Here is a 26,211-nt window from a genome sequence, read left to right on the forward strand (position 1 = left end):
TAGTTGACAAATGAGAAAAATCAAAGATTTTTTTTAAGCCGTGGAAACAACTTTTTTATCAGATTCGATTTTGGTACAGTCAGGAACAATTAACGATTACCTTTTGCTGTTCGGAATTGTATTTTGGATCATCCTGGCTTTTTCCGGAATTTGGATTTGGAAACAAACCCATGTCAGAAAATTAGGTTTTGTATTTACACTAATCACATTTCTTCCCTTTAGTTATTTGTGTTACCAGTCTTATGAAGAAAAAGACGGTTTTGTGTATCAATTGGAGATTGATAAAACAAAAAATCAAATTCATTTTGGTGATTCAAAAGAACCTGATATTTATTTTCCCATCGACGAATTTGTTTCTTACCAAATCAAATCGGAATCAGAATCGAAAAAGGATGGTACGCGCTTTACCGATACCATTTACTTACATCACAAATCTGGATTGTTACTTCCCGTAGCAGATGTTTCCGTAAAAAGGTATAATGATAACAGAGATGGATTTAGTCGTTATTCAGTACTATCTAGAGAAGTTAAAAAATTTTTTAGAATTTTACCACTCCCGGTAGAAACAGAAACTGGGAAACCATTCAAAGAACTTCTCGTAAAACCAGAATCAATCGTAAAAACAAAAAACAGCACATTATCAAAAACAGAAAATACAAATTTTATATCTAATTCACAAAACAAAACAACACCACCTAACGAAATCTCTGCGCCTCAGTTCCCGATAAAATGGAATCATAAAATCATCAAGGCAAACTGGTATTTTTCATTTTCCCTACTTGCCATTGGACATTTAGGTGTGTTGATGTTTATCGCCAACTTTAAGGAAAACAGGAACAATAATAAATACCTAGGAGTTCTCATCCTACTTTTTGGTTATCTTTCTTTTGGTTCCCAATACTACTTTTGGATTTTGCCAAAATCAAATACCCACTACAAGATTGAATCCTTTGACAAGGGATATAGGTTCTATTCTCTTCAGGGCAAAAACAAAAAACTAGAAGGGGAATGGATTCCAAACTCGGAAAAAATCGTTTTTCTGGAATTGCCGGAAAAGACCTTACACATCCAAACCAAACTCGCTTACGAAAAAACCAAGGCTCTGTTGGATTCCTTAGAAAACCCGTCGGATGGTTTCAGTGATGCCTTAAAACTAACAAAAGAAGTGTACGATGCCTCCGAATGGGTACGCTGGGATTTAAGCGATCTTCCTACGGAAGTTGCAGTTCGCTTGTTTCTTGTACTCTAGGATTTTTTAGACAGAACTCAGCTTTGTTCAAAATATAGCCCAAATGTACATAAAACAGCCTAAATGTACCCAACTTGAACATTTTATGATGTTTGATTTTGCCTAAAAATAAATCATTTTGCTGAAAACAAAATAATTGGACAGTACACCCAAATTCAAAAACAAGGTACAGTAATTGCTTTAGAGTAGGGTACGTATGTCAAAATCTAACCAACCACCCATCCTTCCGCCGCTCGGCCCACAGGCCCAAGGTATGTATGATCCTGCCATGGACAAAGATTCCTGCGGTGTTGGTTTTATCGCAAATTATAAGGGCAAACGTTCCCGTGACATCGTCGACAAAGGGATCCGCCTCATGTGCAATTTAGAGCACAGGGGTGCCGAAGGTGCCGATCCAAAAACCGGTGACGGTGCTGGGATCATGATCAATATCCCTGATGCATTTTTTAGAAAGGTTCTCCCCTTCACTTTGCCAAAAGAAGGCGACTATGCGGTGGGATTTCTTTTCCTTCCTCAAAACACAGAAGCACGAACTGCTGTGGAAAACGTAATCGAAAAAATCATCGTAGATGAAGGGGAAGAGTTTCTCGGATTTCGTGATGTTCCGATTAACAAAGAATATGCGGGTGTTGTTGCCTCCAAAACCATCCCTGTATTCAAACAAGTATTCATTGGTAAAAAATCCAAAAAAAATAAAACCTCTGACGACTTCGAAAGAAAACTATTTCTCATCCGTCGCCTGATCGACAGACGAATCCGTACAGAGATGAAACTAGATCGTTCCCAGTATTACGTACCTAGTTTTTCTTCCCGAACCATTGTATACAAAGGGATGTTACTCGGTGACCAAGTTAAAAAATTCTACGAAGATTTAAAGTCTCCTGACTTAACTTCTGCGTTCTGTTTGACTCACACTCGGTTTTCGACTAACACCTTCCCTACTTGGGATTTGGCTCACCCTTACCGCCAAATTGCTCACAACGGAGAGATCAATACTTTACGCGGGAACATGAACTGGATGGCCGCTCGCCAAATGGTAATGCAGTCTCCACTGTATGGTGATGAACTTCGTCGTATGCTTCCGATTGTCATGGAAGGCCAATCCGATACAGCAACGTTTGATACTGTTCTGGAACTACTTGTGATGGGAGGAAGGTCACTCCCTCACTCTGTGATGATGATGATTCCAGAAGCCTGGTCCAAAAACAAAGCAATGGATGCCGACAGACGTGCGTTCTACGAATACCATGCAACTTTTATGGAACCTTGGGATGGCCCTGCTGCCATTGCTTTTACTGATGGTAGAATCATTGGAGCAACTCTTGACCGTAATGGACTGCGCCCTGCTCGTTATATTGTTACGAAAGATGATGAAGTGATCATGTCTTCCGAAGCTGGTGTTTTAAACTTACCACCAGAAGAAGTTCTTGTACAAGATCGTCTACGTCCAGGCCGTATGCTTCTGATTGATATGGAGAAAGGCCAAATCCTAGATGATGAAGAAATCAAAAAACAAATCGCTACCCAAAAACCTTACCGTAAATGGGTAGAAGACAATATGATTCGTCTCGGATCTTTACCAGATCCTGAGAACGTAAAACAACCGCAACACGAAACCATTTTAGAACGCCAAAGGGCCTTTGGTTACACTCATGAAGATGTATTTACCATCATCAAACCAATGGGAGTTTCTGGAGAAGAACCAATTGGTTCGATGGGTGTGGACTCATCTCTTGCAGTACTCAGTGAAAAACCACAACCCCTATTCCGTTACTTCAAACAAAACTTTGCACAGGTGACCAATCCACCGATTGATCCGATCCGCGAAGAACTTGTGATGGAACTCACAACCTATATTGGACCGGAAGGAAACCTTCTTTCGGAAGAACCAGAACATGCTCATCGTTTGGAGTTGGAACATCCAATCCTTACCAACGAAGATTTTGAAAAAATCAAACAAATCAGTGAAGGTCATTTCAAAGCGAAAACTTTTGAAATCCTTTTTGATCCTTCTAAAAAACATGATATGCGAAACTCTCTCGATCGTGTTTGTGCGGATGCAGCCAAAGCCGTTCGGGAACAAGGTGTAACCCTCATCATCTTAACTGACCACGGTGTCGGTGAAAAAAAAGCAGCCATCCCTTCCCTTCTTGCTGTGGCAGGACTCCACCACTATTTGATTCGTGAGGGACTTCGTACTCGCGCAGGTATCGTTTTAGAATCTGGCGAACCAAGAGAAGTGGCACACTTTGCTTTGTTATGTGGTTATGGTGCCAACGCCATCAACCCATACCTTGCATTTGAAACAATAGCAGACTTATCGCAACAAGGATTACTCCCAGAAGTTCCTAATTACAAGGATGCAAAAAAGAAATACATCAAATCCATTGGGAAAGGACTATTCAAAGTATTTTCAAAAATGGGGATCTCCACATTACAATCGTATTGTGGGGCTCAAATTTTTGAAGCGGTGGGACTTGATTCAGAGCTCGTCAACACTTACTTTGCGGGAACTCAATCTCGAATCGAAGGACTTTCTCTTGAGATGTTGGAAGAAGAAACCGTTCGCCGCCACAAAGCGGCTTACGATTCTACTTTTTTCCCGAACAACCTAGAGCCAGGTGGAGTGCACTATTATCGTAAAAATGGAGATAGCCATCTCTATACTCCGATCACAGTTCACAAATTACAAAAAGCAACACAAGACAACGACTACAAAGTGTTCAAAGAGTTCTCAAGCCTTATCGATAACCAAAATGAAAAGGCAATCACTCTTCGCAGTTTGTTCCAACTTGATTTTGACGGATCCAAAGCAATCCCAATCGAAGAAGTAGAATCGGTTAAGTCCATTCTCAAACGTTTCCAAACAGGAGCGATGAGCCATGGTTCCATTTCTTGGGAAGCACATACGACTCTTGCGATTGCGATGAACCGAATTGGTGCCAAATCGAACACGGGTGAAGGTGGAGAAGATCCAGTACGATTCAAAACCCTTCCAAATGGGGATAGCATGCGTTCTGCGATCAAACAAGTTGCCTCGGCACGTTTTGGTGTGACTATGGAATACCTCACCAATGCTGATGATATCCAAATCAAAATGGCACAGGGCGCCAAACCAGGCGAAGGTGGACAGCTTCCGGGCCACAAGGTAGACAAATACATTGGATGGCTTCGTTATTCCACTCCGGGTGTAACTTTGATTTCCCCTCCTCCGCACCATGACATCTATTCTATTGAAGATCTAAAACAATTGATCTTTGATTTAAAAAACTCGAACCCAAGAGCTCGTGTTTCCGTAAAACTCGTTTCGGAATCTGGAGTGGGAACTGTGGCTGCGGGTGTTGCCAAAGCACATGCGGACCACATCCTCATTGCAGGACATGAGGGAGGAACGGGGGCAAGTCCTATTTCTTCCATCCACCATGCAGGAACCCCTTGGGAACTAGGACTATCTGAAACTCACCAAACTCTTGTCGCCAACGGACTTCGTGACCGAGTGTATCTCGCTGTGGATGGAAAACTCCTCACAGGAAAAGATGTGGTTGTAGGGGCACTACTCGGTGCAGAAGAGTTTGGATTCTCCACATCCGCACTTGTCTCTGTGGGTTGTATCATGATGCGTAAATGCCACTTGAATACATGCCCTGTGGGAGTTGCGACCCAAGATGAATTCTTAAGAAGTAAATTTACCGGCAAACCAGAGTATGTTGTGAACTTCATGACCTTTGTTGCAGAAGAAGTTCGTGAGATCATGGCAAAACTTGGATTTAGAACTTTCGAAGAAATGATTGGCCAAGTGGAAAAAATCAAATTCAAACGACCACACCACCATTGGAAAGCTCGTGGACTTGATTTTACAAAAGTTCTCCATAGACCAACTCCTGTATTCCCTACAGGTCTTTATCGTGCGAAAGAACAAAACCACCATTTGGATGAACAAATTGATAACGAACTGATTCGTAAGTCACTCCCTGCCATTGACCACAAACAACCGGTGAAAATCCAAACATCGATTGTGAACCTAAACCGTTCTGTGGGAACCATGCTTAGTCATGAAGTGACTAAAAAATTTGGAGTGGATGGTCTTACGGAAGACACCATCGATATTGAATTCACAGGAACCGCAGGACAGTCGTTTGGTGCATTTGTTACCAAAGGAATGACACTTCGCCTTGTGGGTGAAGGAAATGACTATGTAGGAAAAGGACTTTGTGGGGGAAAACTCATCTTCCAAACTCCAAAAAATGCTCCTTACAAAGCAGAAGAAAACATTGTCATTGGAAACACATGTTTTATTGGCGCAACAAGCGGAAATGCTTATGTCAATGGAATTGCTGGAGAAAGGTTCTGCGTTCGTAACTCAGGGGCTCACGTCATCGTAGAAGGGACCGGAGACCACGGTTGTGAATACATGACTGGTGGCCGGGTCATCATCCTTGGGGACATTGGACGTAACTTTGCCGCGGGTATGTCCGGCGGGATTGCTTACCTTTGGGATCCAAAGAAAAACAAAGAAGCTCTCATCAACAAAGAGATGGTCGACTTAGATCCGTTAACTGATGCAAGTGAAATTGCAGAAGTAAAAAAGATGGTAGAAGATCATAAAACTTACACTGGTTCCAAACGCGCAGAAGAAGTGCTGAAAGATTGGGATACTGTTGTCAAACAAATGATCAAAGTCATTCCAAGAGATTATAAAAAAGCTCTAGAAAAAATGGCTGAAGAAAATGCTTCAGGAAAAGCAAACAAAGAGGGGGTAACAGCTCGTGGGTAAACCAACAGGATTTTTAGAATTTAAAAAAGAATACCTTCAAAAGATTGAACCGAAAGAAAGAGTTAAGAACTATAAAGAGTTCGAAAAACCTTTTTCCGAGGCTGTTGCCAAAGACCAAGGGGCTCGTTGTATGGACTGCGGGATTCCTTTTTGTCATGGTGATACAGGATGTCCTGTAGATAACCTCATTCCTGAATTCAATGACTTTGTTTTCCGAGGTCGCTGGAAAGAGGCTTGGGAAAACCTTTCCAAAACGAATAACTTCCCTGAATTTACAGGAAGGCTCTGCCCTGCTCCTTGTGAGTCAGCTTGTACATTAGGTATCATTGAACCACCAGTCTCTATCAAATCCATTGAAAGAACCATCATTGATCGTGCTTGGGAAGAAGGATGGGTGATCCCACAACCTCCCACTTCCAAATCAGGAAAAAAAGTTGCCGTTGTTGGGTCGGGACCAGCTGGTCTTGCCGCAGGACAACAGTTAGCTCGAGCAGGACATACGGTTACTATTTTCGAAAAAAATGATCGAATTGGTGGCCTACTCCGTTACGGAATTCCAGACTTCAAAATGGAAAAACGACATATTGACCGCCGCATGAAACAAATGGAAGCAGAAGGTGTTACCTTCAAAACCAATGTGAATGTGGGAGTGGATATCACCGCAAAGCAGTTATTAGCTGATTTTGATTCAGTGGTTCTTGCTTGTGGATCTGAAGTTCCAAGAGACTTACCAGTCGAAGGAAGAAAAAACAAAGGTGTTCACTTCGCTATGGACTTTTTGTCCAAAAACAACAAACATGTTGCTGGTGACGATATCGAAATCATTAACGCAAAAGACAAACACGTCATTGTGATTGGTGGTGGAGATACTGGTTCAGACTGTGTAGGAACTTCCAATAGACACGGTGCCAAATCAGTCACTCAAATTGAACTTTTCCCAGAACCTCCGAAAGAGAGAGACGCATCCACTCCATGGCCACTCTACCCTAAGATGCTCCGCACTTCCACCTCACACGAGGAAGGTGTAAGCCGCAAATGGGCCGTGTCCACGATGGGTTTCAAATCCAACGATAAAGGAGAAGTCACTGCCATTTACGGGTCCGAAGTGAAAGAAGAAAACGGGAAGTTTATTCCAGTTCCTGGAACGGAATTTGAATGGCCTGCGGATTTAGTTTTCTTAGCGATGGGATTTGTAAATCCAGTCAAAGAAGGACTGATAGCTGACCTTCAAAAAGAAGGGATGGAACTAGATGCCAGAGGGAATGTGAAAGCTGATTTTGGAACAAAACCAGGATCCTTCGCAACTTCTGTACCAAAAGTGTACGCTTGTGGTGATGTGAGACGGGGGCAATCCCTGATTGTTTGGGCCATTTCCGAAGGAAGGAAATGTGCGGATCAAGTCCACCAGTACCTAACTTCAGACCAAGAAACTTAAAACCACTTATTCTAAGAACCGCATTTGGAACAAACCTTGTCATAACAGGGATAATTTCTTTCCAAATGCGGATCCACTTTCGAACCCTCTTTGGCAAAAAAATTCTTGCCTAACTTCCAAATTGCGAAAATCATTGGAGAGATCAATTGAAACGTAGCTAGTAGCACTATAGAGATTGTTATATAATATTCCAACATTTGAGAAACCCTTGAAACTAACTATTACACAATATTTTAAAATCGCAACCCTTTTGGTAGTGGTTACCACTAACCTATCAGCAGAGAACATCCTCCTCAAAAAAGGAGGAACTCTCCAAGGTAAGGTGGTAGAACAAGACCAATATAAGCTAAAAATTCGTAAAGAAGACGGAACCGTTGTTGTTCTGAATAAAACAGATATCTTAAAAGTGGTTTACAAAGACCACCTAACAGCCGCAGAAGAAGAGAAACTTCGTAAAGCGGAAGAAGATAAAGAAAGAATCAAAAGAGAAAAAGAAGAAGCAGCAAGACTTAAAAAAGAACAAGAAGATGCTGCAAAATTAGAAAAAGAATTAGCTGCTAAAAATGCAACTGCTGATGCAGAGGCAAAACGCAAACAAGAAGAAGATGCAAAACGTGCAGAGGCAGAACGCAAAAACCTAACAAGGGGGGGTGCAGCGTGGAGATCAGCGGTGCTTCCAGGTTGGGGGCAATGGAAACAAGACAGAAAGGTCCAAGCCATAGTATACCCTTCCATCATTGCCGTTGGTCTTTTTTTCACATACGAAAAACACCGTATGTATTTAAATGCAAAACGTGATTATAACAATCTAGAAAATCCTTATACAACCAATGGTTTGATTCGTGCGGCTGCCACTCCTCAGTCAGCAGCTACTGTTTCTCCTACAGAAGCAATTGTCGCAAGTCAGCTAGGCCCGTTCAAAGGCCAAAGGGAATCAGTGGAACGCCATTACCAAGAGATGCAATACATTGGAGTGGCGACTCTACTCGTTTATTTTTGGAATATTTTTGATGCCTACTACTTCCACCCAACAGGTTCTGGACTCAGTTACGAAGACACTCGCAAAGAAAAAATCTTTCTTCGTTCTTCGGTAGACCGAGTTGGTTACCACCCCACTGCCATCGCAGGAGATCGTGGGATCGAACACCGTACTCAATTAGGATATGAATTCATCTTCTAATCGCCATTAGAAGGTCTACCCTTCCTCCTCATATTTTAGATTAATTCTAACTCTCAAATACCCCCTTGACAAATATCAAGGGGTCTGAATCAGAACCCCATTCTGTTTTTCTTTCTTTTCTTCGTCCCTTTCATACAAAGGAATTAGTTCTATATACATACAGAACTGATAAAGATTAAGGAGAGAAACATTGGCTACGGAAAAAACTCAATATGATGATTTTATCGTAAAAGGGTTTATCATTTCAGCGTTAGTCTGGGGCGTCGCATCAATGACATTTGGTGTCATTATTGCCTTCCAACTTGTGTATCCACAGCTGAATTTTGAATTACCTTGGACGAGCTTCGGAAGGTTAAGACCTCTACATACCAATGCTGCCATATTTGGATTTGCATTAAGTGTTATCTTCGCCACAGCCTACCATACGGTACAAAGATTGTGTCGAACTAGAATGTGGAACGATACTCTTTCCAAAATACACCTGGCACTGTATAACCTAACAATTGTCCTTGCAGCAATTACATTACCACTTGGATACAGCCAATCAAAAGAATATGCCGAATTAGAATGGCCTATCGACTTATTGATTGTTGTATGGTATGTAATTTTCTTTGCAAACTACTTGATGACGGTGATCAAAAGAAAAGAAGAACAAATGTATGTAGCCATTTGGTTTTACATTGCTTCTTTTGTTACGGTTCCACTTCTTTTTATCGTAAACAACATTGTAATCCCAGCAGGATTTTTGAAGTCCTACTCGGTATACGCAGGTGTGTTTGATGCCAACATCCAATGGTGGTATGGACACAACGCAGTAGCCTTTGTTCTTACGACTCCGTTTTTGGGACTTATGTATTACTACCTCCCAAAACACATCAAACAACCCATTTACTCACACAGACTTTCGATCATCCATTTCTGGTCGTTAATCTTTATCTATATTTGGGCCGGCCCTCACCATTTACTTTACTCTCCGATTCCAGAATGGTTACAAACAACAGGGATGGTTTTCTCCATCATGTTATGGATGCCTTCTTGGGGTGGTATGTTAAACGGATTCCTTACACTGACCCAAGCTAAGGATAAAATTAAAGTAGATGCTACCCTCAAAATGATGTTAGCTGCTGTCACTTTTTATGGTATGTCAACATTTGAAGGTCCACTACTTTCCATTCGTGCGGTTTCCGCTCTTGGGCACAACACTGACTGGATCATCGGTCACGTTCACTCAGGAACACTCGGTTGGGTGGGATTTATGTCGGCCGCAGCACTCTACTACTTAGTTCCAAGACTTTGGAATGCTAACCTCTATAGCGAAAAACTTGCCAATGCACACTTCTGGCTCGGAACTCTCGGTATCCTACTCTACATCATCTCCATGTGGGTATCTGGTATTACTGAAGGATCTATGTGGCGAGCAGTTGGCGAAAACGGCGAACTCGTTTATAAAGACTGGGTAGAAATTGTTGAGTTCTTAAAACCATTCAGACTATTCCGTGCGATCGGGGGAACACTCTATCTAACAGGGATTGTGCTTATGGTGTATAACTTTATCAAAACCATCCAAAACAAAGATAGTGGTTTTGTAGAACAAGACTTACGTATAGGAGTGAAATCATAATGTTAGGATTTAACAAATTCTTAGATTGGTTTTCTGAAATTGCAGACCATTGGGACACAAAAGGTGTTAAATTTACACTTTATACAACCATTGCCGTTGTGATTGGAGGACTTTTTGAACTCATCCCGCCGTTCTTTTTAACAAAAACGGTAACTCCCATTTCTACTGTAAAACCTTACTCTGCATTGGAACTTGCAGGTCGAGACACTTACCAAAAAGAAGGATGTATCGGATGCCATACACAAATGGTTCGACCATTCAAATGGGAAGTAGATCGATTTGATCCAACCAAAGCTTACGGAAGAACTGGATATTCAAAAGGTGGAGAGTATGTGTATGACCATCCATTCCTTTGGGGATCAAAAAGAACAGGTCCGGACTTAGCTCATGAATCTCAAATGCTTCGTTCTGACGAATGGCATAAAAACCATTTGATCAACCCAAGAACTGTAGGTGGTGTACCAAACTCCATCATGCCAGCTTACCCATGGTTGTTTGAAGAATCACATAAAGTTGATGTAGAACAAGTTGTATCCAACATGAAAGCCCTAAAAGCCATTGGAGTACCTTACACAGAAGAAGACTTTGCAAATGCACCATCACTCCTCAAAGACAAAACCGAAGGAGAGGCGCTGGTTGCATACCTACAAAAGTTAGGAAAGGATTCAGCAGAGTTACAAAAAGGGATGAAGTAAAATCATGAACGAAGCAGACATTCTACTCGTTTATAAAAGTCTGAGATTGCCGGTTCTAGTAATCGCAATCTCATATATCACCTACTACGTTTATAAAAAACGTACGAAAGACGAAATGGAGAAACCCAAGTATAGAATGCTTGAGGAGGATTAATACGAATGAAAGAACCAAAAGAAGTAGACGGAATCTTCCAAGCCGATAACCCCATGCCCACTTGGTGGAAATTGGTTTGGCTGATCAGTATCATCGTTTCCATCGGTTACGTTGCATACTTTCACTGGTATTCTGAATGGCCGCAAGAAGTAGCTTTTGAAAAAGAAGTTGCAGAACATGAAGCACAATTCCCTGCAAAACAAGCAGTTGTTGTGAATACAGAAGATGGATCAAACCCTTACCGTGATGATGCAGTGGCAATTAAAGAAGGCGAAGGAACTTACAAACAAATTTGTTCCGCTTGCCATGGCCCAACTGCAGAAGGTGCTGTAGGACCAAGTCTTGTGGATAAAGATTGGATTCATGGGAACACTGACAAGGAAGTGTTTAACAACATCATGAAAGGAATTGGACCAGAAAGACAAAAACTGAACCGAGGGGGAATGCCTGCTTGGGAAGGTTTAGGTGCTGAAAAAGTTTATGCTGTGATGGCATGGCTTGCAACTAAAAACAGTAGTTTGGTAAAGGCTAAGTAAAGATGATCATTTCAAGACCACAAACAGGTAAAGTAAGAACACGAAGAAACTTTGTAATGAGTTTTCTCGTAGGTTTATTTTTAGTAGCTCCTTGGGTAGTGTTACCAGATGGTAGCCCTCTCATTCGGCTAGACATCCCACGCAGGGTGTTTCACTTATTTGGTGGTCTTTTTATTCCACAGGAAGGACTGATCTTATGGTTTTTCCTTCTCACGATGGGTCTTTCACTTTTCTTTTTTACCTCCGTCATTGGCCGTGTTTGGTGCGGATGGGGGTGTCCTCAAACAATCTACACCGATCTTTTCGACAGAATTGGTCGGTTTGTTTTAGATTCTAAATATGGGAAAAAGGATGCCTCAATCGTAGGTAAATATACCGTTTATTTTCTCTGGATCGTTGTTTCTTTTATCGCTTCCTTTCATTGGATTGGTTACTTTGTAAGCCCTTATGAAATGTTAGCCGACTATGTTAATCTCTCTTTTGTAAACCAAACATACTTTTACTTTATATTATTTTTTACTGCGGCAATGTTTATCGATATTGGATTCATTCGTGAACAGTTTTGTCGTTACGCTTGTCCTTATGCTAGGTTCCAAACTCTCCTTATGGATGAACATTCCTGGAACGTAACCTATGATTTCAAACGAGGAGAACCTCGTAGAGACGGAAAAACCAAAATTGGAGACTGTATTGCATGTAATATGTGTGTGGTAGTCTGCCCTACTGGGATCGATATCCGCGATGGACTTCAAGTGGGTTGCGTGGCCTGTGGGAAATGTGTGGATGCCTGCACTTCCATCATGGCAAGGGAAAATAAAAAAACTCTGATTGGATATTTTTCACTCAAACAAATTGAAACTGGTGATAAAATCAAATGGATCAGACCAAGAACGGTTATCTATGCAATCCTACTCACTGTTGTCATCACAGGAGCAATTTTCCAACTTCTCACAAGAACTCCTATGTCGATGATTGCTGCTTCTAACAAATCTATGCCTCCCATTTTAATTCCAGATAATAAAATTAGAGCTTTTGTTGCTCTACGCATTCAAAACATTGCGCCGGTCGAAAAAGAATTCCAACTTTCGGCCTTTGATACAAGACATGGAAAAGAAATCCTAATTCGTTCCGGTGAAGAAAATAACAAGTTCAAATTGGGATCAGGCGAAATCAAAAGTATTTCTGTGGTTTTGGAAACTCAATCTCTTACAGAGAAGGAGTTAAATGAAGGTTACCTACCCGGTTCCATTGTGTTAAATAATGCAGAGGATCCAGGCGAACGATTGGAGAAAAAACTCTCCTTAACATTACCAAGGAGGTAATGATGTTTAAAGAATTACACCCCAGTTTAAGAACGGCCATGTATGTGGTTCTATTTAGTTTTACAGCTTTAGTGGCAGCCACTTTTTACACCATTCGCCTAACCTACAAACATTTTGAGCCAGTAATGGACAAAAACTATTACGAAGTTGGTCTCAACTATGAAAAGGCCATCGAAAACCAAAGAGAACTTTTGAAACAAGGTTACTCAATCAAATCCAATTGGGATAAATTCAACATTCTTCCGTTAGGTGAATCAGAAATTTTAGTCCAACTCGAAAAAAATGGAACCCTTACCAATGCAAATTCGATGACAGTGTATTTAGAAAGGAATGCAACCACCAAGAATACAACAAGTTACGGATTAAAACCCACAGCCAGTGGATTTATTGGCAAAATTTCCCTTTTGGAAAAAGGAACTTGGAACTTACGACTTGTTTCAAACATTGATGGGAAATCCTTTGAAAGAGAAGGAAAAATCTTAGTTCAATGAACGAAGGTATATCTCTAACAACAAAAACAGAATGTGACCATTGTGGGAATCCAATCCGTTTGGTCGCAATTGAAGCAAAACTCGGAAACGATACAAAGGTTTTTTGTTGTGAAGGATGTGAAACTGTTTACTCTATCATCAACTCACTCGGTGGAAGTTATTATTACAACTTAAAAGGAAATACAAAACTCGATCCAGTTAGTATCGAAGATTCGGATACTGATATTGAAAACGAACTTGTATATGAGAAGTTTGTTCGTAAATCAGGAGATTTTTCTGAAGTATCAATCCAAATCACAAATATCCATTGTTCCGCTTGTGTTTGGATCAATGAAAAAGTTTTAAACGAAGAAGAAGGAATCCAATCCGCACAAATCAATTTTGCATCTGGTCGGGCTCGGATTCGTTTTGACCGTTCCAAAATCAAAATCTCAAAGATTCTTTCTCTCATCCGTAGCATTGGTTACAAACCTTTACTTTTTTCACCCACGGAAGGCACTCTAGAAAAAACCAAACAATTAAAGACCCTACTCCTTCGTATTGGTGTAGCTGGATTCTGTTTTGGGAATATTATGATCCTAAGTGTTGCTTTATATTCTGGATACTTCTCCGGAATTGATTTAGATATCAAACGTCTATTCCATTATGCTTCTTGGGTATTTGCAACACCTGCTTATCTTTATTCCGGATATCCTTTTATGTCCGGATTCTTAACAAGCATCAGACGAAGGACTCTTTCTATGGACTTCCTATTGTTTTTAGGAATATCCATGGCATATTTTTATTCTGTTTATGTAACACTCACCGACATTGGAGAAGTATATTTTGATTCGGTGGCTATGATTTACTTCTTTATTTTGATTGGGAAGTACTTCGAAGAAAAAGCCAGGGTGTTTGCTTCTGACAAATTAGAATCCATCCTTTGTAAACTTCCCGAAACCTCAGTGCGTGTCAATGGTGCTGGCGAAGATACCATCCCTAGTTCCGAAATCAAAATCGGAGATACCATTCGCGTGGCACCGGGAAAACGTATCCCCGTGGATGCGATACTTTTGTCCGAACAAACTTATGTAGATGAGTCTTTTTTAACGGGTGAGTCTTTACCAATTCGAAAGAGAAAAGGAGACTCGATCCTTGCAGGTTCCCTTGCTATGGACAATCCTGCTTTGATTGTAGCTGGTTCCGACTACCATGCCTCTACTCTTTCTTCTCTCAAACTGAGGTTAGAGGAAGCCCTACACCTCAAACCAAAATTACAAATTCTCACAGAACGCATTGCTTCTTACTTTATCTCTGTTGTTTTTGGTCTGGCCTTTCTTTGTTTTTTTGTTTGGTATTATGTATCCGGTGGGAACTTAGAACAAAGTCTTGTCACTACTATTTCTGTTTTGATTGTGGCATGCCCTTGTGCTCTAGGAATTTCTGTTCCAACAGCACTTGTAACCAATCATATACTCAATGCGGACAAAGGTGTCCTTTTAAAAAATCCTTCTGTAGTTGAGGCGCTCGCAAAAGCAAATACCATCTTTTTAGACAAAACTGGAACTTTGACTGAGGGTAAGTTTTTAGTGCGACAAGTTTCCGTAGCGGATGACCACCTACCACTTGTTTATCGAATTGAAAAAGAAGTGAACCACCCTTTAGCAAAATCACTCGTAAAATATTTAGAACCATTGAGTTCCGTAAAGGAAAGAGCAAAACAAATCCAATTGATCAATTTGGAAAACATACCCGGCCGAGGGGTCAAAGCCGAATTAGAAATCGATACAAATAAACTTTCTGTTCTTATCGGGAACCAATCTTTGTTTGAATCGGAAAATGTTCCTTTGGGAAAATTTCCCGAAGGAGAAGGGTCTTTGATATTTTTTGCGGTGGGCGGAACTTACTTAGGGAGTTTTTTACTCGCAGATGAAATCAGAACTGGGGCTCGGTCTTTTGTTTCCCTTCTCAAACATTTTGTCCCCAACATTTCTATTCTTTCAGGAGACCGGTACAGATCAGTAAAATACATAGCAGAATCTTTAGGAATTGAAAGGTATTCTTCTGACCTCTCTCCAGAAGACAAACGAAACCTGATTTGTACCGCACAAGGCAAAGGGAATGTTGTCATCATGGTGGGTGATGGAATCAATGATAGTTTGTCTTTGGCACAGGCCAATGTCTCTATTTCTCACACAGAAGCGGAAGACCTCTCACTCGAAAAATCAGATGTAGTTTTGACATCTGGAAATTTGAACGGACTCGTACATTCTTTGCTTTCTGCTAAAAAAACAAGAGAGGTGATTTTACAAAATATCATCATCTCCTTTTGTTATAATTCAATCATGTTACCACTTGCCATGTTTGGCCTTATGTTGCCTGTGATCTGTGCCGTGTTTATGGCATGTTCTAGCTTGACAGTGCTATTGAATTCTCTTTCTATTAGATATAGGATCCCCCAATGGAAGCCCTCTACTTAACCATCCCCATGGCAATGTGTATTGCCGCCTTTTTTCTCTATGTTTTTATCACAGCCTTTCGCAAAGGACAGTTTGAAGACATAGAATCTCCCAAATATAGAATGTTCTTTGAAGAAGAATATCCTACTGAAAGTAAACAAACCAAAACAAATTCACCTGATGGACCAACTAGCAAATCTTAGTTTTTTTGGCTCCATTTTTGTTTATGGATTTATTAGTAGTTTCCATTGTTTAGTGATGTGTGGTCCCTTTGTTTCCCTATTACAAACCGACAAAGGAAAAAATACTGCCATCTATCTCTATCACTTAGGAAGGGTGATTTCCTATACCTTTCTCGGTATGATACTTGGATTTCTTGGAAAAGGTGCCAATGCTTTAGGGGAATTAAGTGCCCTTAGAGGTGTGGCCGGAGTACTCACCTTTTTGTTTCTTATAGTCTTTGTGATCCGCACCTATTCTGCCAAATCAACTTCCTCCTTTGGTTCTTTACCACAAGGAATCCGAAAGTTTTTGGAAACCATACGTTCTCGGTTTAGTAAAAATGGCCTTGGGTTTGGAATTGGAATGGTGAGTGCCCTACTCCCTTGTGGAGTTCTGTATCCGGCTTATGCGGCTTCTTTTGCAACAGGTACACTGTTAAACGGTGGACTAGTGATGTTTTTCTTTTATTTAGGAACGGTTCCGGCCTTAACAGGTCTTGGTTGGGTTGTTTCCAAATGGAGACACCATATCCCTACAAAATGGATTCCGGCCTTTGGAACCATTGTGATTTTGACTTCTCTTGGTTTTTTACTTTATCGATTGTTTTTCCATTCTCATGGAGAGTCTTGCGACCATCTACTTTGATTTGTAAATGAATTTAGTTTGAATCAAACGAAATTGATACTTAGTATTTTAAAATCCTCTTCCCCGAAAGTATTTTTCTTTGAAATGACTTACTAGGTCTCGGTTGATTTTGGTTTCTGTATTATTTCCAATCACAGCAATGAGTTTTTTTGCTAAGTTTCTATCGTGGTCCATCAACCATTTTCTATATTGTGTATTTAAATCAGATTCTCCCACCAATATAAATTCGTTAGGTGACTGTAATGTATTTGTGATATCTTCAAAATCCCAGACATCAGATTCAATTGGTTTTTCCCAAGTTTTAGATCTCATTTGGTCTGATTCAAATTTGATCATTTCAATTCGTTTTTTGTTTAAATAGAGAATGCAGGCGTTCATACTTTCACTTCCCGTCTTTAGTATGACTACAAGAAAAGTAAAATCACTAGTTTTTTATAAAATTTCCAATTCAGGAACTCTTGACATTTATCATTGATAAATGTCAATCCATACTCAAACTCACAATTAATTCTGAATTCAGTTCATCAACCAAGTAATGAACATTAGTTGTAAGTTCCCTTGGTTCGATGACAAACTCATTTACAAAAAGTAAAGAAAACACCAAAGCGGACGCGACCACACCGGCATAAACTCTTCGTTTTGTTTTTTCGGTCTGAATTCTTCTTTTGGTAGTTCGCACCAAACGTAATTCAAAATCAGAATCATTCAAAAGTTGTTCCCATTTTTTAGGATTCTTGGAATTCATTTTTTCCTCCTGGTATATGTTTGCGGATCCACTCTTTGGTTCGGAACAAACGTGACTTTACCGTACCTTCCTTAACAGAAAGTTCCTTTGCTATTTCTTCCATGGTGTTACCAGACAAATACAAACGTAAAGTTTGGCGGTAAACTTCAGGGATCTGAGAAAGCATGGACTCAATCCATTCTTCTTTTTCGAAAGAAGCTTCATCTCGTACACCCAAAAGTTGAACCTTGTTTTTTACTAAATATCTTTTTGCTTTTTCTTCTTCTCGCAATCGTTTTTCATTCATACGAAGGGCTTCGTTACGAGCAATGGTATAAATCCAAGTGGATATTTTGGACCTTCCATCAAAACCACCCTTCTCTAAAGATTTAAAAGCCCGGAAATAAACTTCCTGGACCACATCTTCTGTTGCATCATCAAAACGGTCGATGAGTGTATCACCGACCGTTTTTAAAACCAAGTATTTGGTTTCTTTGACTACTGATTCGAAGTCAAACTCAGGCATTGTTTACTCTTCCGGTGGTTGGTGGCGGCTTGCGAAACGTTCCACTAGATCAGCAAATTTTTCCCTTTGTTCCGGTTTTAATACCGCATGGAATTCAACGAGTTTGGATTGGAAAAACTTGCGCATTTCTAAGTGGCGAGCTTCTCTTTCGTTACTCATTTTATCCAATTGTTTGGTATCAATTTTTTCTGCGCGGATTTGGGTCGCCATTTCTTTTGCCCAGGATTCATGTTTTGGTTTTGATTCCTTATGTTTGGCGATGAGTTCGGCTTTGATGGTTTCCAATTTAGCTTTTTGGGCATCATCTAAATCTAGTTTAGATGTGAGTTTAGAAGCCACCCATTCAATCCGTTTTTCGAAATCTTTATGTCCTCGGCAATTTCCAAAAGCAAATGCCATTACCGATACGAGACCGACGGTTGTTGTAATTTTTAAAACTTGTTTGAGAGAGATCATAAAACCTTCCTTGTTTGTTTGGTGAATATGACCCAGAAGATGGAAGGAGAGTTCCCTACCTCAGAAAAAAAGAGGCAGGGAAATAAAAAATTTAGATACTTGGAAGCGGATCCCCACTGATGTAACCATCTGTTTTCAAATCTTGGCAAGAGATGATATTTGCGACTGTTGGACCAAGAACCACACCTTTAAAACCTTGGATGTCAGAAACACACTGATCTACATCGGATTTAACATAGTATTTATCAGATTCAATTTTTGCAATGTCTGCTGCCACTAAACTTAACAAAGTAATATCAGGTCGACCCACAAGAACGATAGCTCTCACTAAATCCGCTTGGATGGCAGCATCTGTAATTCGTGAAGCAGCTTCCGAACCTTTTTCACGATCGATTGTTGCACCGAGTGGATTTAGAATTACGCAGTTGGTTAGCGAAATCGCTAAAGCAACAAAAAGTATTTTTTTTAACATAAATGTTTCCTTGGATGATGGTTTCACCAAATCTAAAGCATCCTGATTTGTGATTCAAGAAAAAACTAAATCAAATTACCTATTTAACTAGGATCAATCACCTACGATAAAGATAGTGAGATACCAATTGTTTTTCTTTTTTTCAAAAAATGCCCTGTAGTCAAGAGGACTACGCAAGAATCGATCACATACATATCCAGGTTTTCCTTGGGGCGTACAAATCTTTTTCCAATTACAATTACTTTCTTTTTCGAGCCTTCTTCCATCCAAATCATCTGCCTCTGCCCTAACAATTTGGTAACTGAGTTGTGTGATGGACTTAGATTCTTTAGAGGCATCTTCTCTCACATTTACATTTTTTCCGATCACGAGGTAATGTGTGAAAGGATCATAATCACCAGGGAAGGTTTCAAAAAAATAAGGGGCTACCATTTGGCCTTCTTTGTTTTGACGAAATCCCAACTTCACAACCTCATCCATCAATTCCCAAAAATTAGAAGTGGAAGGTTTTTCTGTTAGTTGGAACGATTTTAAAAAATCCTTTTTACCTTCTCCACCACCAATGGAAAAATAAATATCTTTGTCGATCACCTCTTCTAAGGCTTTTCGATCTTTGGTTTTCAGAATTTTTAGAAACTTGGTTTTAAATTCGTTAAAACTTTTGTCTTTCGCCGAATGGTCGATAGGTGCTAAGGTCTTTGGTGGGAAAGGATCACAAGGCAAAAGAACTGCGGGCAAAAGAAAGGAAACCAGAACGATTGTGTATTTCAGCATAAAACTTGCCAAAATCTTAATCCAAACAAATTAGGAATCAATTCTTTTTCGATACATTTACCGCAATCACACACTGTTTTGTAATCCCAAGATTCTCTCGAATTTCTTCTAAGGAAAGTTTTTTCCGTTTGAGTTCACAAACTCTTAAAAACAGGTCGGCATACTCTTTGTCCAATTTTTCGCCATCTTCGTCTTCTTCTGTCAAAACCAGTTTGGCAATGTCAACACAAGACCTTTCCGATTCTGGTAATAACTGGAAGATGGTTTTTACGGTTTCTTCCTTTTGTTTGCAAGAAACACCATTTGGCTGTTTTTCCTTTCCCAAAATTGGGAAAAGGCAAAGGAGGGAAATAGAAACAAAAACTGAAAATCTAATTTTAGACATCGGCAACATAAATCTTCTTCCCATTTGGATTTGGTCGAGTATCTTTCGTCCTATCCAAGAGAAATTAAAAACTTATGAACCAAACCACGCGCCGAGAACACGACCTTTTGGGGGAACGAGATCTCCCCGCGGATGTTTATTGGGGGATCCATACTCTCAGAGCCTTGGAAAATTATCCCATTACCGGAAAAACCATTGGAACCTACCCCGACCTAGTGCGAGCCCTCGCCTATATCAAACGGGCTTCCGCCAAAGCCAATTTACAATTGGGATTACTTTCTAAAGAAAAAACAAAGATGATTTCGGATGCCTGTGATCGGATCCTCGCAGGTGAGTTTCATTCCGAATTTGTGGTGGATGTGATCCAAGGTGGGGCAGGAACTTCCACCAATATGAATGCCAATGAAGTGATCACAAATATTGCTTTAGAAATGTCAGGTTTCCCAAAGGGGGACTATAGTCACTTACATCCGTTAAACGATGTAAACATGTCTCAAAGTACAAATGATGTTTATCCAACATCACTCAAAGTTGCAGCAGTATTCGCTATTAAGGGACTACTATCAGCTATGGATGAACTCCAATTTGCTTTTCGCAAAAAATCGGATGAATTTCAAAGTATTTTAAAAATTGGTCGAACCCAATTACAAGATGCAGTTCCTATGACCTTGGGACAGGAGTTTTCTACTTATGATGTAATGTTGGGTGAAGATATCAGCAGACTGAAAGAAGCAACATCTCTGATTGGTGAAATCAATTTGGGAGCTACTGCCATAGGTACCGGTATCAATACAGACATTCGTTATTCACAAATTGTAACTAACATTTTAGCAAATGACACTGGTCTCAGTCTCGAAGCAGCACCAAACTTAATAGAGGCGACCCAAGACACTGGAGCCTTTGTCCAATTATCTGGTGTTCTCAAACGAATTGCCACAAAACTTTCTAAAATTTGTAATGATTTGCGACTTCTATCGAGTGGACCACAAGGTGGGTTTAACGAAATCAATCTTCCTGCTAAGGCCGCTGGTTCTTCCATTATGCCTGGAAAAGTAAATCCTATCATTCCCGAAGTTGTGAACCAAATCGCTTATGAAGTAATCGGAAACGATATCACCATCACCATGGCATCGGAAGCGGGACAATTACAACTCAATGCATTTGAACCCATCATTGCTCATAGCCTTTTCAAAAGTATTGAACACCTAACAGCAGGTTGTAAAACACTAAGAATGAATTGTATTGAAGGAATTACTGCCAACAGGGAACTTTTGGAGACACGAGTCAAAACATCAGCGGGTCTTGCCACAGCGCTCAATCCTTATATTGGATATGAAAATGCAACCCTTGTTGCAAAGAAGGCACTTTCGGAAAACCGGTCTGTAGAATCCATTGTTTTGGAACTTGGGTTATTAGAAGAAAAAAAATTAAAGGAAATCCTAAGTCCTGAAATTCTTACATCCCCTCATACACTTTGAGGTTGGATTATTTCTTGATTTCTTTTCTCTCTTCAGAGAAAATACGCTCGGATCAATTCGCAAATTATGAAACAATTAAGTATGGTATACCTAGTTGAAGATGACATGATCACAACATTTCTCATCAAAACATTGATGGAAAAATTTTCATTTGCAGATGAAATTCATGGATTCCACAACGGAGAAGAGGCCTGGAATGCACTCCTAGCTGGTTCTGCCGATCCCGATATGGTCTTTTTGGACTTAAATATGCCTGTTATGGACGGTTGGGAATTTTTAGAAATTGTCAGCAAACACCCCAAATATGCAAAACTCCCGATCTACATCCTGACCTCTTCCATTGACCCGACGGACAAAGCCCGGTCAGAAGAATTCAAAAATGTAAAGGGGTACCTAGTAAAACCGCTTTCCCTCAAAGATTTACAGTCCATCAACCCTTCCTTGGGCTAATGAGACATATTTTTTTCTTTAGTTTTTCCCATCCTGGTCGATCCTAAAGATGTGAGACTAACGGACATCCCTTCTGTAACTTCTGTTTTGAACCGGATGGAATCCCTTTCCAAACTTTCAGAAAACCCCAAATCTCTCGTTTCCTTTCCTGATGTTTTAGAGAAGGAATGGAACCGGTCGAGAACACAAGAAGTCCTTCCTACAAATATTACAAATGCCAAACCAGGGGAAATCTCCCTCCCCTTCCCAGAAACAACGGGATCTCAATCTCCTACTTCCAAACAAACAAATGCAATGCCCAAATCCAACGATATTTTGGAAACCATTGAGTCCATTGCAAAATCCCAAGGGATGGATCCTAACCTAGTGAAGGCGATGGTCAAAGCAGAATCGGGATTCAAACCAAAAGCAGTTTCCCCGAAAGGTGCTATGGGTCTCATGCAACTGATGCCGGAAACTGCAGAATCTTTAGGAGTGAATGATCCCTTCAATCCGGAAGAGAATATCGGTGGTGGGGTAAAATTTCTAAAGGGGCTTATGAAAGAATTCAAAGATCCGGAAAAGGCAATTGCTGCTTACAATGCAGGACCCGGTGCAGTAAAACGTTACAAAGGCATCCCTCCTTACGAAGAAACACAAAAGTACGTAAACAAAGTGAAACGATACTATAAAGACTTTAGTTCATAAAAGTTTTTAACAGTTCTTAATAGAAAGTTAAGTAACCAAATTTTTTCTGTAAACTAGCTGTATAAAGATCAAATGGGCGTTTGGTGGGAATCTCAAGCCATGCCTCGTCTACTTTTTTTACAATAAAATTTAAACTCTTCTCATTTCGAATCTTTTCTGCTGTGGTTCTTTGGATGAGAACATCATCTTCACTGATGGGAACAATTGCAAAAGCTCTCGAATTCCTTCGAAAAAGACCAGATTTTTGGACTAATTGGATGTCTTGGTTCCAAATTCCATCCACATACAAAAACGATTTATCAGAAACAGTTTCTTCTCGCATGTATTTGGTTTTGGTTCCCGTTTGGAAATAAAAGGCAAAAGAAAACTCTTTTGGTAAATAGATAGGATCTGATTTTAAAATAAGAGCTTGGCCAAAAGCTTTGGTTAGATTTTTGGATTGGAGTTCCCAAGGTTCTTTGTCCGAAGCATTTAGATTTTTGAATATAAAATAAATGGAAACCGCGATGGAAAGAACCACCACAACTGATGCGGTGATGGTGTTTAGTTCTTTTTCAGTTTTTAATAAGATATGCCCGATCCCTAATACAACTAGTGGCAAAAGAATCAGAAGTGCTGATGAGTACCACGTTTTGAATAAAAACCCAATGGAGTTTTGTCCAAAAAAATCTGAATAGGAAAAGTAAATGAGAGAAAGGATAAAAAATCCAAGATACCCTAATAAAAATAAAAAAGGTACATTTTTCTTTTTATAAAACACAGATGTTTTTTGAGCAGCTTTCCTAGATCCACGGATTCCCGTAAAAATCACAAAGAATGTAAATCCCAAATAAAACATGATGAAACTAGAAAAGAAAGCAAGAGCCGTAAACGTAGGAAAAATCAGAAGGTCAGTCATCTTTTCTAACCGGAAGGTCAAAAAAACTAAAAGTAAAAATACAAGGCAAAGTGTTTCCGTAAAATAGGAAGTAGGAAATCCATAAGAAAAAGGTAAAAAAGCGGCCAGATAAACCAAAAGATAATGGTTTCGTTTCCACTCTGTGGAGCGAAGGAGTAACATAAACAAATGTAGGAAAAGGCTGTAAAAAAGTCCGGCTAACACAAGAAAGGATGGAATATAATTCATCCCAAAGAGTTTTTTCCATGCCACCACAAACCAGATGGCAAGAGGTTCCCGGGTGGAAACAAGTCCCCCCTCTTCCGTGGCTGACTTAATATTGGCCAAAAATTCCCATTCCGTTTCTGTTGTAGGGAAAGGTCTAAAATAAGAGAACAGAGCAAAGCCCAAACTTAAGAGTAAGATGCTAAAAAAGAAAGGAAGTGGTGAAAAAGGTTTTGGGTCTCGCATCTTGGAAAAGGCTCAAATTGCCTAGTCCTGTATAAATTTTTAGGTGAAAATATTCCAGAAGATTTTCAATTATACATAGAATTTATAAAACGAGGCAAATAATGTCCGCCGAAAAAAAAGAATACCTTCTCGTGGACGAGAATGGACAGGGAAAACCTGACAAACCATGGATTTTTAGGACCTATGCTGGGCATACGAATGCAAAAGCCTCCAATGAGTTGTACAGAAAGAACCTTTCTAAAGGCCAAACAGGGCTTTCCATTGCCTTTGATCTCCCAACCCAGTGTGGTTATAGTTCCGACCACGAAGTATCACGTCCAGAAATCGGAAAGGTGGGAGTTCCTATCAATTCACTGGAAGACTTTCGCATTTTATTCGACCAAATCCCGATTGAAGAGATGAACACTTCCATGACCATCAATGGAACTTCCATGTGGTTACTTTCGCTATATGTTGCCCTTGCAGAAGAACGTGGTGTTCCTCTAGAAAAACTAAACGGAACCACTCAAAACGATCTCATCAAAGAATATTTAGCAAGAGGGACTTACATTTATCCTCCGAAAGACTCCATGAAAATCATCGTGGATATGTATGAGTATTCTTTACACAATATCCCAAAATGGAACCCATCTAACATTTGTTCTTACCATTTACAAGAAGCTGGGGCAACTCCTGTTCAAGAACTTTCCTTTGCACTTGCCACAGCCATTGCTGTGTTAGATGCCATCAAAGAAAGAAATTGTTTTTCTGATGACGAATTTGAGCAGTGTGTGGGTCGAATTTCCTTCTTTGTAAACGCTGGAATTCGTTTTGTAGAAGAGATGTGCAAAATGCGCGCCTTCACCGAGATGTGGCAAGAGATCACGACAGAACGTTACAAAGTAAAAACTGCTAAGTACCGAGTGTTCCGATATGGAGTGCAGGTAAACTCTCTTGGACTTACGGAAGAACAACCAGAAAACAATGCATGGAGAATTCTCATCGAGTCTCTTGGTGTGACACTTTCTAGAAATGCAAGATGCCGTGCCCTCCAACTTCCTGCTTGGAACGAAGCATTGTCCTTACCAAGACCTTGGGACCAACAATGGTCACTTCGTTTGCAACAAGTTCTTGCTTATGAAACAGACCTTTTGGAATACCCAGACATCTTCGAAGGATCCAAAGTCATTGAATCCAAAGTTAAGGCTCTCAAAGAAGAAGCAAAACTTGAAATTCAAAAAATCGTAGATATGGGTGGAGCCCTCGTTGCCATTGAAAATGGTTATATGAAATCTCAACTTGTGAAATCACAGACAGAGAGACTTTCTAAAATCAATTCCAATGAACTTGTGATCGTTGGTAAAAACAAATGGACTGACGGAATCAAATCTCCACTGATGACTGACTCTGATGGTGGAATTTTCAAAGTAGATCCGAAATCCGCAGAACAAACATTAAATGTTCTTGGAGAAGCAAAATCTCGCCGTAATGCCGATCTTGCTAAAAAGTCATTAGAAGACTTAAAACAAGCTGCCAAAGACGGAAAAAACCTAATGCCATTCTCCATTGCTTGTGCCAAAGCACTCGTCACCACAGGGGAATGGGCAGACGCACTTCGCGAAGTGTATGGGGAATACAACCCACCAACCGGTGTCGATGGACAAAAACTCTTTTTGTCGGACGATAAAGTTTCTACAGTTCGTGGAAAAGTAGAAGCCTTTACCAAGGCAAATGGACATAGACCAAAAATCGTTGTGGGAAAACCAGGACTTGATGGTCACTCCAATGGTGCGGAAATGATTGCTGTTTCTGCAAAACACAGTGGTTTTGATGTGATTTATTCAGGGATTCGACTCTCTCCTGAAGAAATCGTACAATCTGCAGTGGAAGAAAATGCCAATGTGATTGGACTCTCTATTCTTTCTGGTTCTCACAAAGAAATCGTAAAACAGTTGTTTGATGAACTAACACACTACAAGGCAAAAATCCCTGTTGTGATAGGCGGAATCATTCCTGAATCCGATTTTGATGAACTGAAAAAAATGGGAATTCGAGAAATCTTCACTCCAAAAGACTATGATCTTATGTCGATTATGGAAAAAATCATCGACATTGTATCTGTCGAACCTGCCCTCGTTTAAGAACGAAAAGCAGTTTCTACTTTTATCCT

25 protein-coding genes are annotated in these 26,211 nt (G+C 40.1%); 17 read left to right on the forward strand and 8 right to left on the reverse strand.

Annotated elements, in window-relative coordinates; all coding sequences use genetic code 11:
- Positions 1–40 precede the first annotated feature (40 nt).
- The 13 genes from EHQ16_RS12020 (at position 41) to EHQ16_RS12080 (ending at position 16,762) form a co-directional block, all read left to right on the forward strand.
- The gene (locus tag EHQ16_RS12020) at positions 41–1,249 is read left to right on the forward strand and encodes a hypothetical protein (RefSeq protein WP_135631937.1); all 1,209 of its coding nucleotides are present in this window, start codon (positions 41–43) and stop codon (positions 1,247–1,249) included.
- 196 nt (positions 1,250–1,445) lie between these two features.
- The gene (gene gltB, locus EHQ16_RS12025) at positions 1,446–6,023 is read left to right on the forward strand and encodes a glutamate synthase large subunit (protein ID WP_135631936.1); all 4,578 of its coding nucleotides are present in this window, start codon (positions 1,446–1,448) and stop codon (positions 6,021–6,023) included.
- Positions 6,016–7,458 carry a glutamate synthase subunit beta gene (locus tag EHQ16_RS12030; protein ID WP_135631935.1) on the forward strand — a complete coding sequence of 481 codons (1,443 nt, stop codon included), beginning with the start codon at positions 6,016–6,018 and terminating at the stop codon, positions 7,456–7,458. The genes gltB and EHQ16_RS12030 overlap by 8 nt, the downstream gene beginning before the upstream one ends.
- A gap of 208 nt (positions 7,459–7,666) precedes the next feature.
- Positions 7,667–8,638, forward strand: a complete 972-nt coding sequence (locus EHQ16_RS12035; RefSeq protein WP_135631934.1) for an LA_0442/LA_0875 N-terminal domain-containing protein — start codon at positions 7,667–7,669, stop codon at positions 8,636–8,638.
- Positions 8,639–8,828: 190 nt separating this feature from the next.
- Positions 8,829–10,259: a cytochrome-c oxidase, cbb3-type subunit I gene (gene ccoN, locus EHQ16_RS12040; protein ID WP_135631933.1), complete on the forward strand. Its 1,431-nt coding sequence runs from the start codon at positions 8,829–8,831 to the stop codon at positions 10,257–10,259.
- Positions 10,259–10,954, forward strand: coding sequence for a cytochrome-c oxidase, cbb3-type subunit II (gene ccoO / locus EHQ16_RS12045; RefSeq protein ID WP_135631932.1), 696 nt, complete (start codon positions 10,259–10,261; stop codon positions 10,952–10,954). Before ccoN ends, ccoO begins: the two co-directional genes overlap by 1 nt.
- A 4-nt stretch (positions 10,955–10,958) precedes the next feature.
- Positions 10,959–11,108 carry a cbb3-type cytochrome c oxidase subunit 3 gene (locus EHQ16_RS12050; RefSeq protein ID WP_135631931.1) on the forward strand — a complete coding sequence of 50 codons (150 nt, stop codon included), beginning with the start codon at positions 10,959–10,961 and terminating at the stop codon, positions 11,106–11,108.
- 5 nt (positions 11,109–11,113) lie between these two features.
- Positions 11,114–11,644 carry a c-type cytochrome gene (locus EHQ16_RS12055; RefSeq protein ID WP_135631930.1) on the forward strand — a complete coding sequence of 177 codons (531 nt, stop codon included), beginning with the start codon at positions 11,114–11,116 and terminating at the stop codon, positions 11,642–11,644.
- A 2-nt stretch (positions 11,645–11,646) separates the two neighbouring features.
- Positions 11,647–12,966 (forward strand): cytochrome c oxidase accessory protein CcoG, encoded by a 1,320-nt coding sequence (gene ccoG / locus EHQ16_RS12060; RefSeq protein ID WP_135631929.1) that lies wholly within the window; start codon positions 11,647–11,649, stop codon positions 12,964–12,966.
- On the forward strand, positions 12,966–13,457 hold the full coding sequence (locus EHQ16_RS12065) for a FixH family protein (RefSeq protein WP_244242061.1): 492 nt from the start codon (positions 12,966–12,968) through the stop codon (positions 13,455–13,457). Before ccoG ends, EHQ16_RS12065 begins: the two co-directional genes overlap by 1 nt.
- On the forward strand, positions 13,454–15,916 hold the full coding sequence (locus EHQ16_RS12070) for a heavy metal translocating P-type ATPase (RefSeq protein ID WP_135631928.1): 2,463 nt from the start codon (positions 13,454–13,456) through the stop codon (positions 15,914–15,916). The genes EHQ16_RS12065 and EHQ16_RS12070 overlap by 4 nt, the downstream gene beginning before the upstream one ends.
- Positions 15,898–16,098 (forward strand): cbb3-type cytochrome oxidase assembly protein, encoded by a 201-nt coding sequence (locus tag EHQ16_RS12075; protein ID WP_135631927.1) that lies wholly within the window; start codon positions 15,898–15,900, stop codon positions 16,096–16,098. Before EHQ16_RS12070 ends, EHQ16_RS12075 begins: the two co-directional genes overlap by 19 nt.
- Positions 16,076–16,762, forward strand: a complete 687-nt coding sequence (locus tag EHQ16_RS12080; RefSeq protein WP_135631926.1) for a sulfite exporter TauE/SafE family protein — start codon at positions 16,076–16,078, stop codon at positions 16,760–16,762. Before EHQ16_RS12075 ends, EHQ16_RS12080 begins: the two co-directional genes overlap by 23 nt.
- A gap of 48 nt (positions 16,763–16,810) precedes the next feature.
- Here EHQ16_RS12080 and EHQ16_RS12085 read toward each other — a convergent pair whose 3' ends face one another.
- From EHQ16_RS12085 to EHQ16_RS12115, 7 genes are all read right to left on the reverse strand, one after another.
- Positions 16,811–17,098 (reverse strand): hypothetical protein, encoded by a 288-nt coding sequence (locus EHQ16_RS12085; RefSeq protein WP_135632062.1) that lies wholly within the window; start codon positions 17,096–17,098, stop codon positions 16,811–16,813.
- 145 nt (positions 17,099–17,243) lie between these two features.
- Complete coding sequence (locus EHQ16_RS12090; protein ID WP_135631925.1) at positions 17,244–17,507, reverse strand: hypothetical protein; 264 nt, start codon at positions 17,505–17,507, stop codon at positions 17,244–17,246.
- Positions 17,488–18,012 carry an RNA polymerase sigma factor gene (locus tag EHQ16_RS12095; RefSeq protein ID WP_135631924.1) on the reverse strand — a complete coding sequence of 175 codons (525 nt, stop codon included), beginning with the start codon at positions 18,010–18,012 and terminating at the stop codon, positions 17,488–17,490. Before EHQ16_RS12095 ends, EHQ16_RS12090 begins: the two co-directional genes overlap by 20 nt.
- A gap of 3 nt (positions 18,013–18,015) precedes the next feature.
- Positions 18,016–18,468, reverse strand: a complete 453-nt coding sequence (locus EHQ16_RS12100) for a Spy/CpxP family protein refolding chaperone (protein WP_135600999.1) — start codon at positions 18,466–18,468, stop codon at positions 18,016–18,018.
- A 91-nt stretch (positions 18,469–18,559) separates the two neighbouring features.
- The gene (locus EHQ16_RS12105; RefSeq protein WP_135631923.1) at positions 18,560–18,940 is read right to left on the reverse strand and encodes a TIGR04452 family lipoprotein; all 381 of its coding nucleotides are present in this window, start codon (positions 18,938–18,940) and stop codon (positions 18,560–18,562) included.
- Positions 18,941–19,033: 93 nt separating this feature from the next.
- Positions 19,034–19,714 (reverse strand): SH3 domain-containing protein, encoded by a 681-nt coding sequence (locus tag EHQ16_RS12110; RefSeq protein ID WP_135631922.1) that lies wholly within the window; start codon positions 19,712–19,714, stop codon positions 19,034–19,036.
- Positions 19,715–19,751: 37 nt separating this feature from the next.
- Positions 19,752–20,108 carry a hypothetical protein gene (locus EHQ16_RS12115; RefSeq protein WP_208742293.1) on the reverse strand — a complete coding sequence of 119 codons (357 nt, stop codon included), beginning with the start codon at positions 20,106–20,108 and terminating at the stop codon, positions 19,752–19,754.
- A 65-nt stretch (positions 20,109–20,173) separates the two neighbouring features.
- On the opposite strand from EHQ16_RS12115, the gene EHQ16_RS12120 reads away from it, so the two are divergent.
- The 3 genes from EHQ16_RS12120 (at position 20,174) to EHQ16_RS12130 (ending at position 22,714) form a co-directional block, all read left to right on the forward strand.
- Positions 20,174–21,577, forward strand: a complete 1,404-nt coding sequence (locus tag EHQ16_RS12120) for an aspartate ammonia-lyase (RefSeq protein WP_135631920.1) — start codon at positions 20,174–20,176, stop codon at positions 21,575–21,577.
- Positions 21,578–21,643: 66 nt separating this feature from the next.
- Positions 21,644–22,027: a response regulator gene (locus EHQ16_RS12125; protein WP_135631919.1), complete on the forward strand. Its 384-nt coding sequence runs from the start codon at positions 21,644–21,646 to the stop codon at positions 22,025–22,027.
- 51 nt (positions 22,028–22,078) lie between these two features.
- A complete protein-coding gene (locus EHQ16_RS12130) occupies positions 22,079–22,714 on the forward strand; it encodes a lytic transglycosylase domain-containing protein (RefSeq protein WP_135631918.1) in 636 nt (211 codons plus the stop codon).
- A gap of 16 nt (positions 22,715–22,730) precedes the next feature.
- Here the strand turns inward: EHQ16_RS12130 and EHQ16_RS12135 are convergent, their stop codons facing one another.
- Positions 22,731–24,062, reverse strand: coding sequence for a hypothetical protein (locus tag EHQ16_RS12135; RefSeq protein ID WP_135631917.1), 1,332 nt, complete (start codon positions 24,060–24,062; stop codon positions 22,731–22,733).
- 101 nt (positions 24,063–24,163) lie between these two features.
- Between EHQ16_RS12135 and EHQ16_RS12140 the strand changes: the two genes are divergently transcribed.
- The gene (locus tag EHQ16_RS12140) at positions 24,164–26,182 is read left to right on the forward strand and encodes a protein meaA (RefSeq protein WP_135631916.1); all 2,019 of its coding nucleotides are present in this window, start codon (positions 24,164–24,166) and stop codon (positions 26,180–26,182) included.
- The last annotated feature ends 29 nt before the right edge of the window (positions 26,183–26,211 follow it).

The organism is Leptospira kanakyensis (genome assembly GCF_004769235.1).
Taxonomy (GTDB): domain Bacteria; phylum Spirochaetota; class Leptospiria; order Leptospirales; family Leptospiraceae; genus Leptospira_A; species Leptospira_A kanakyensis.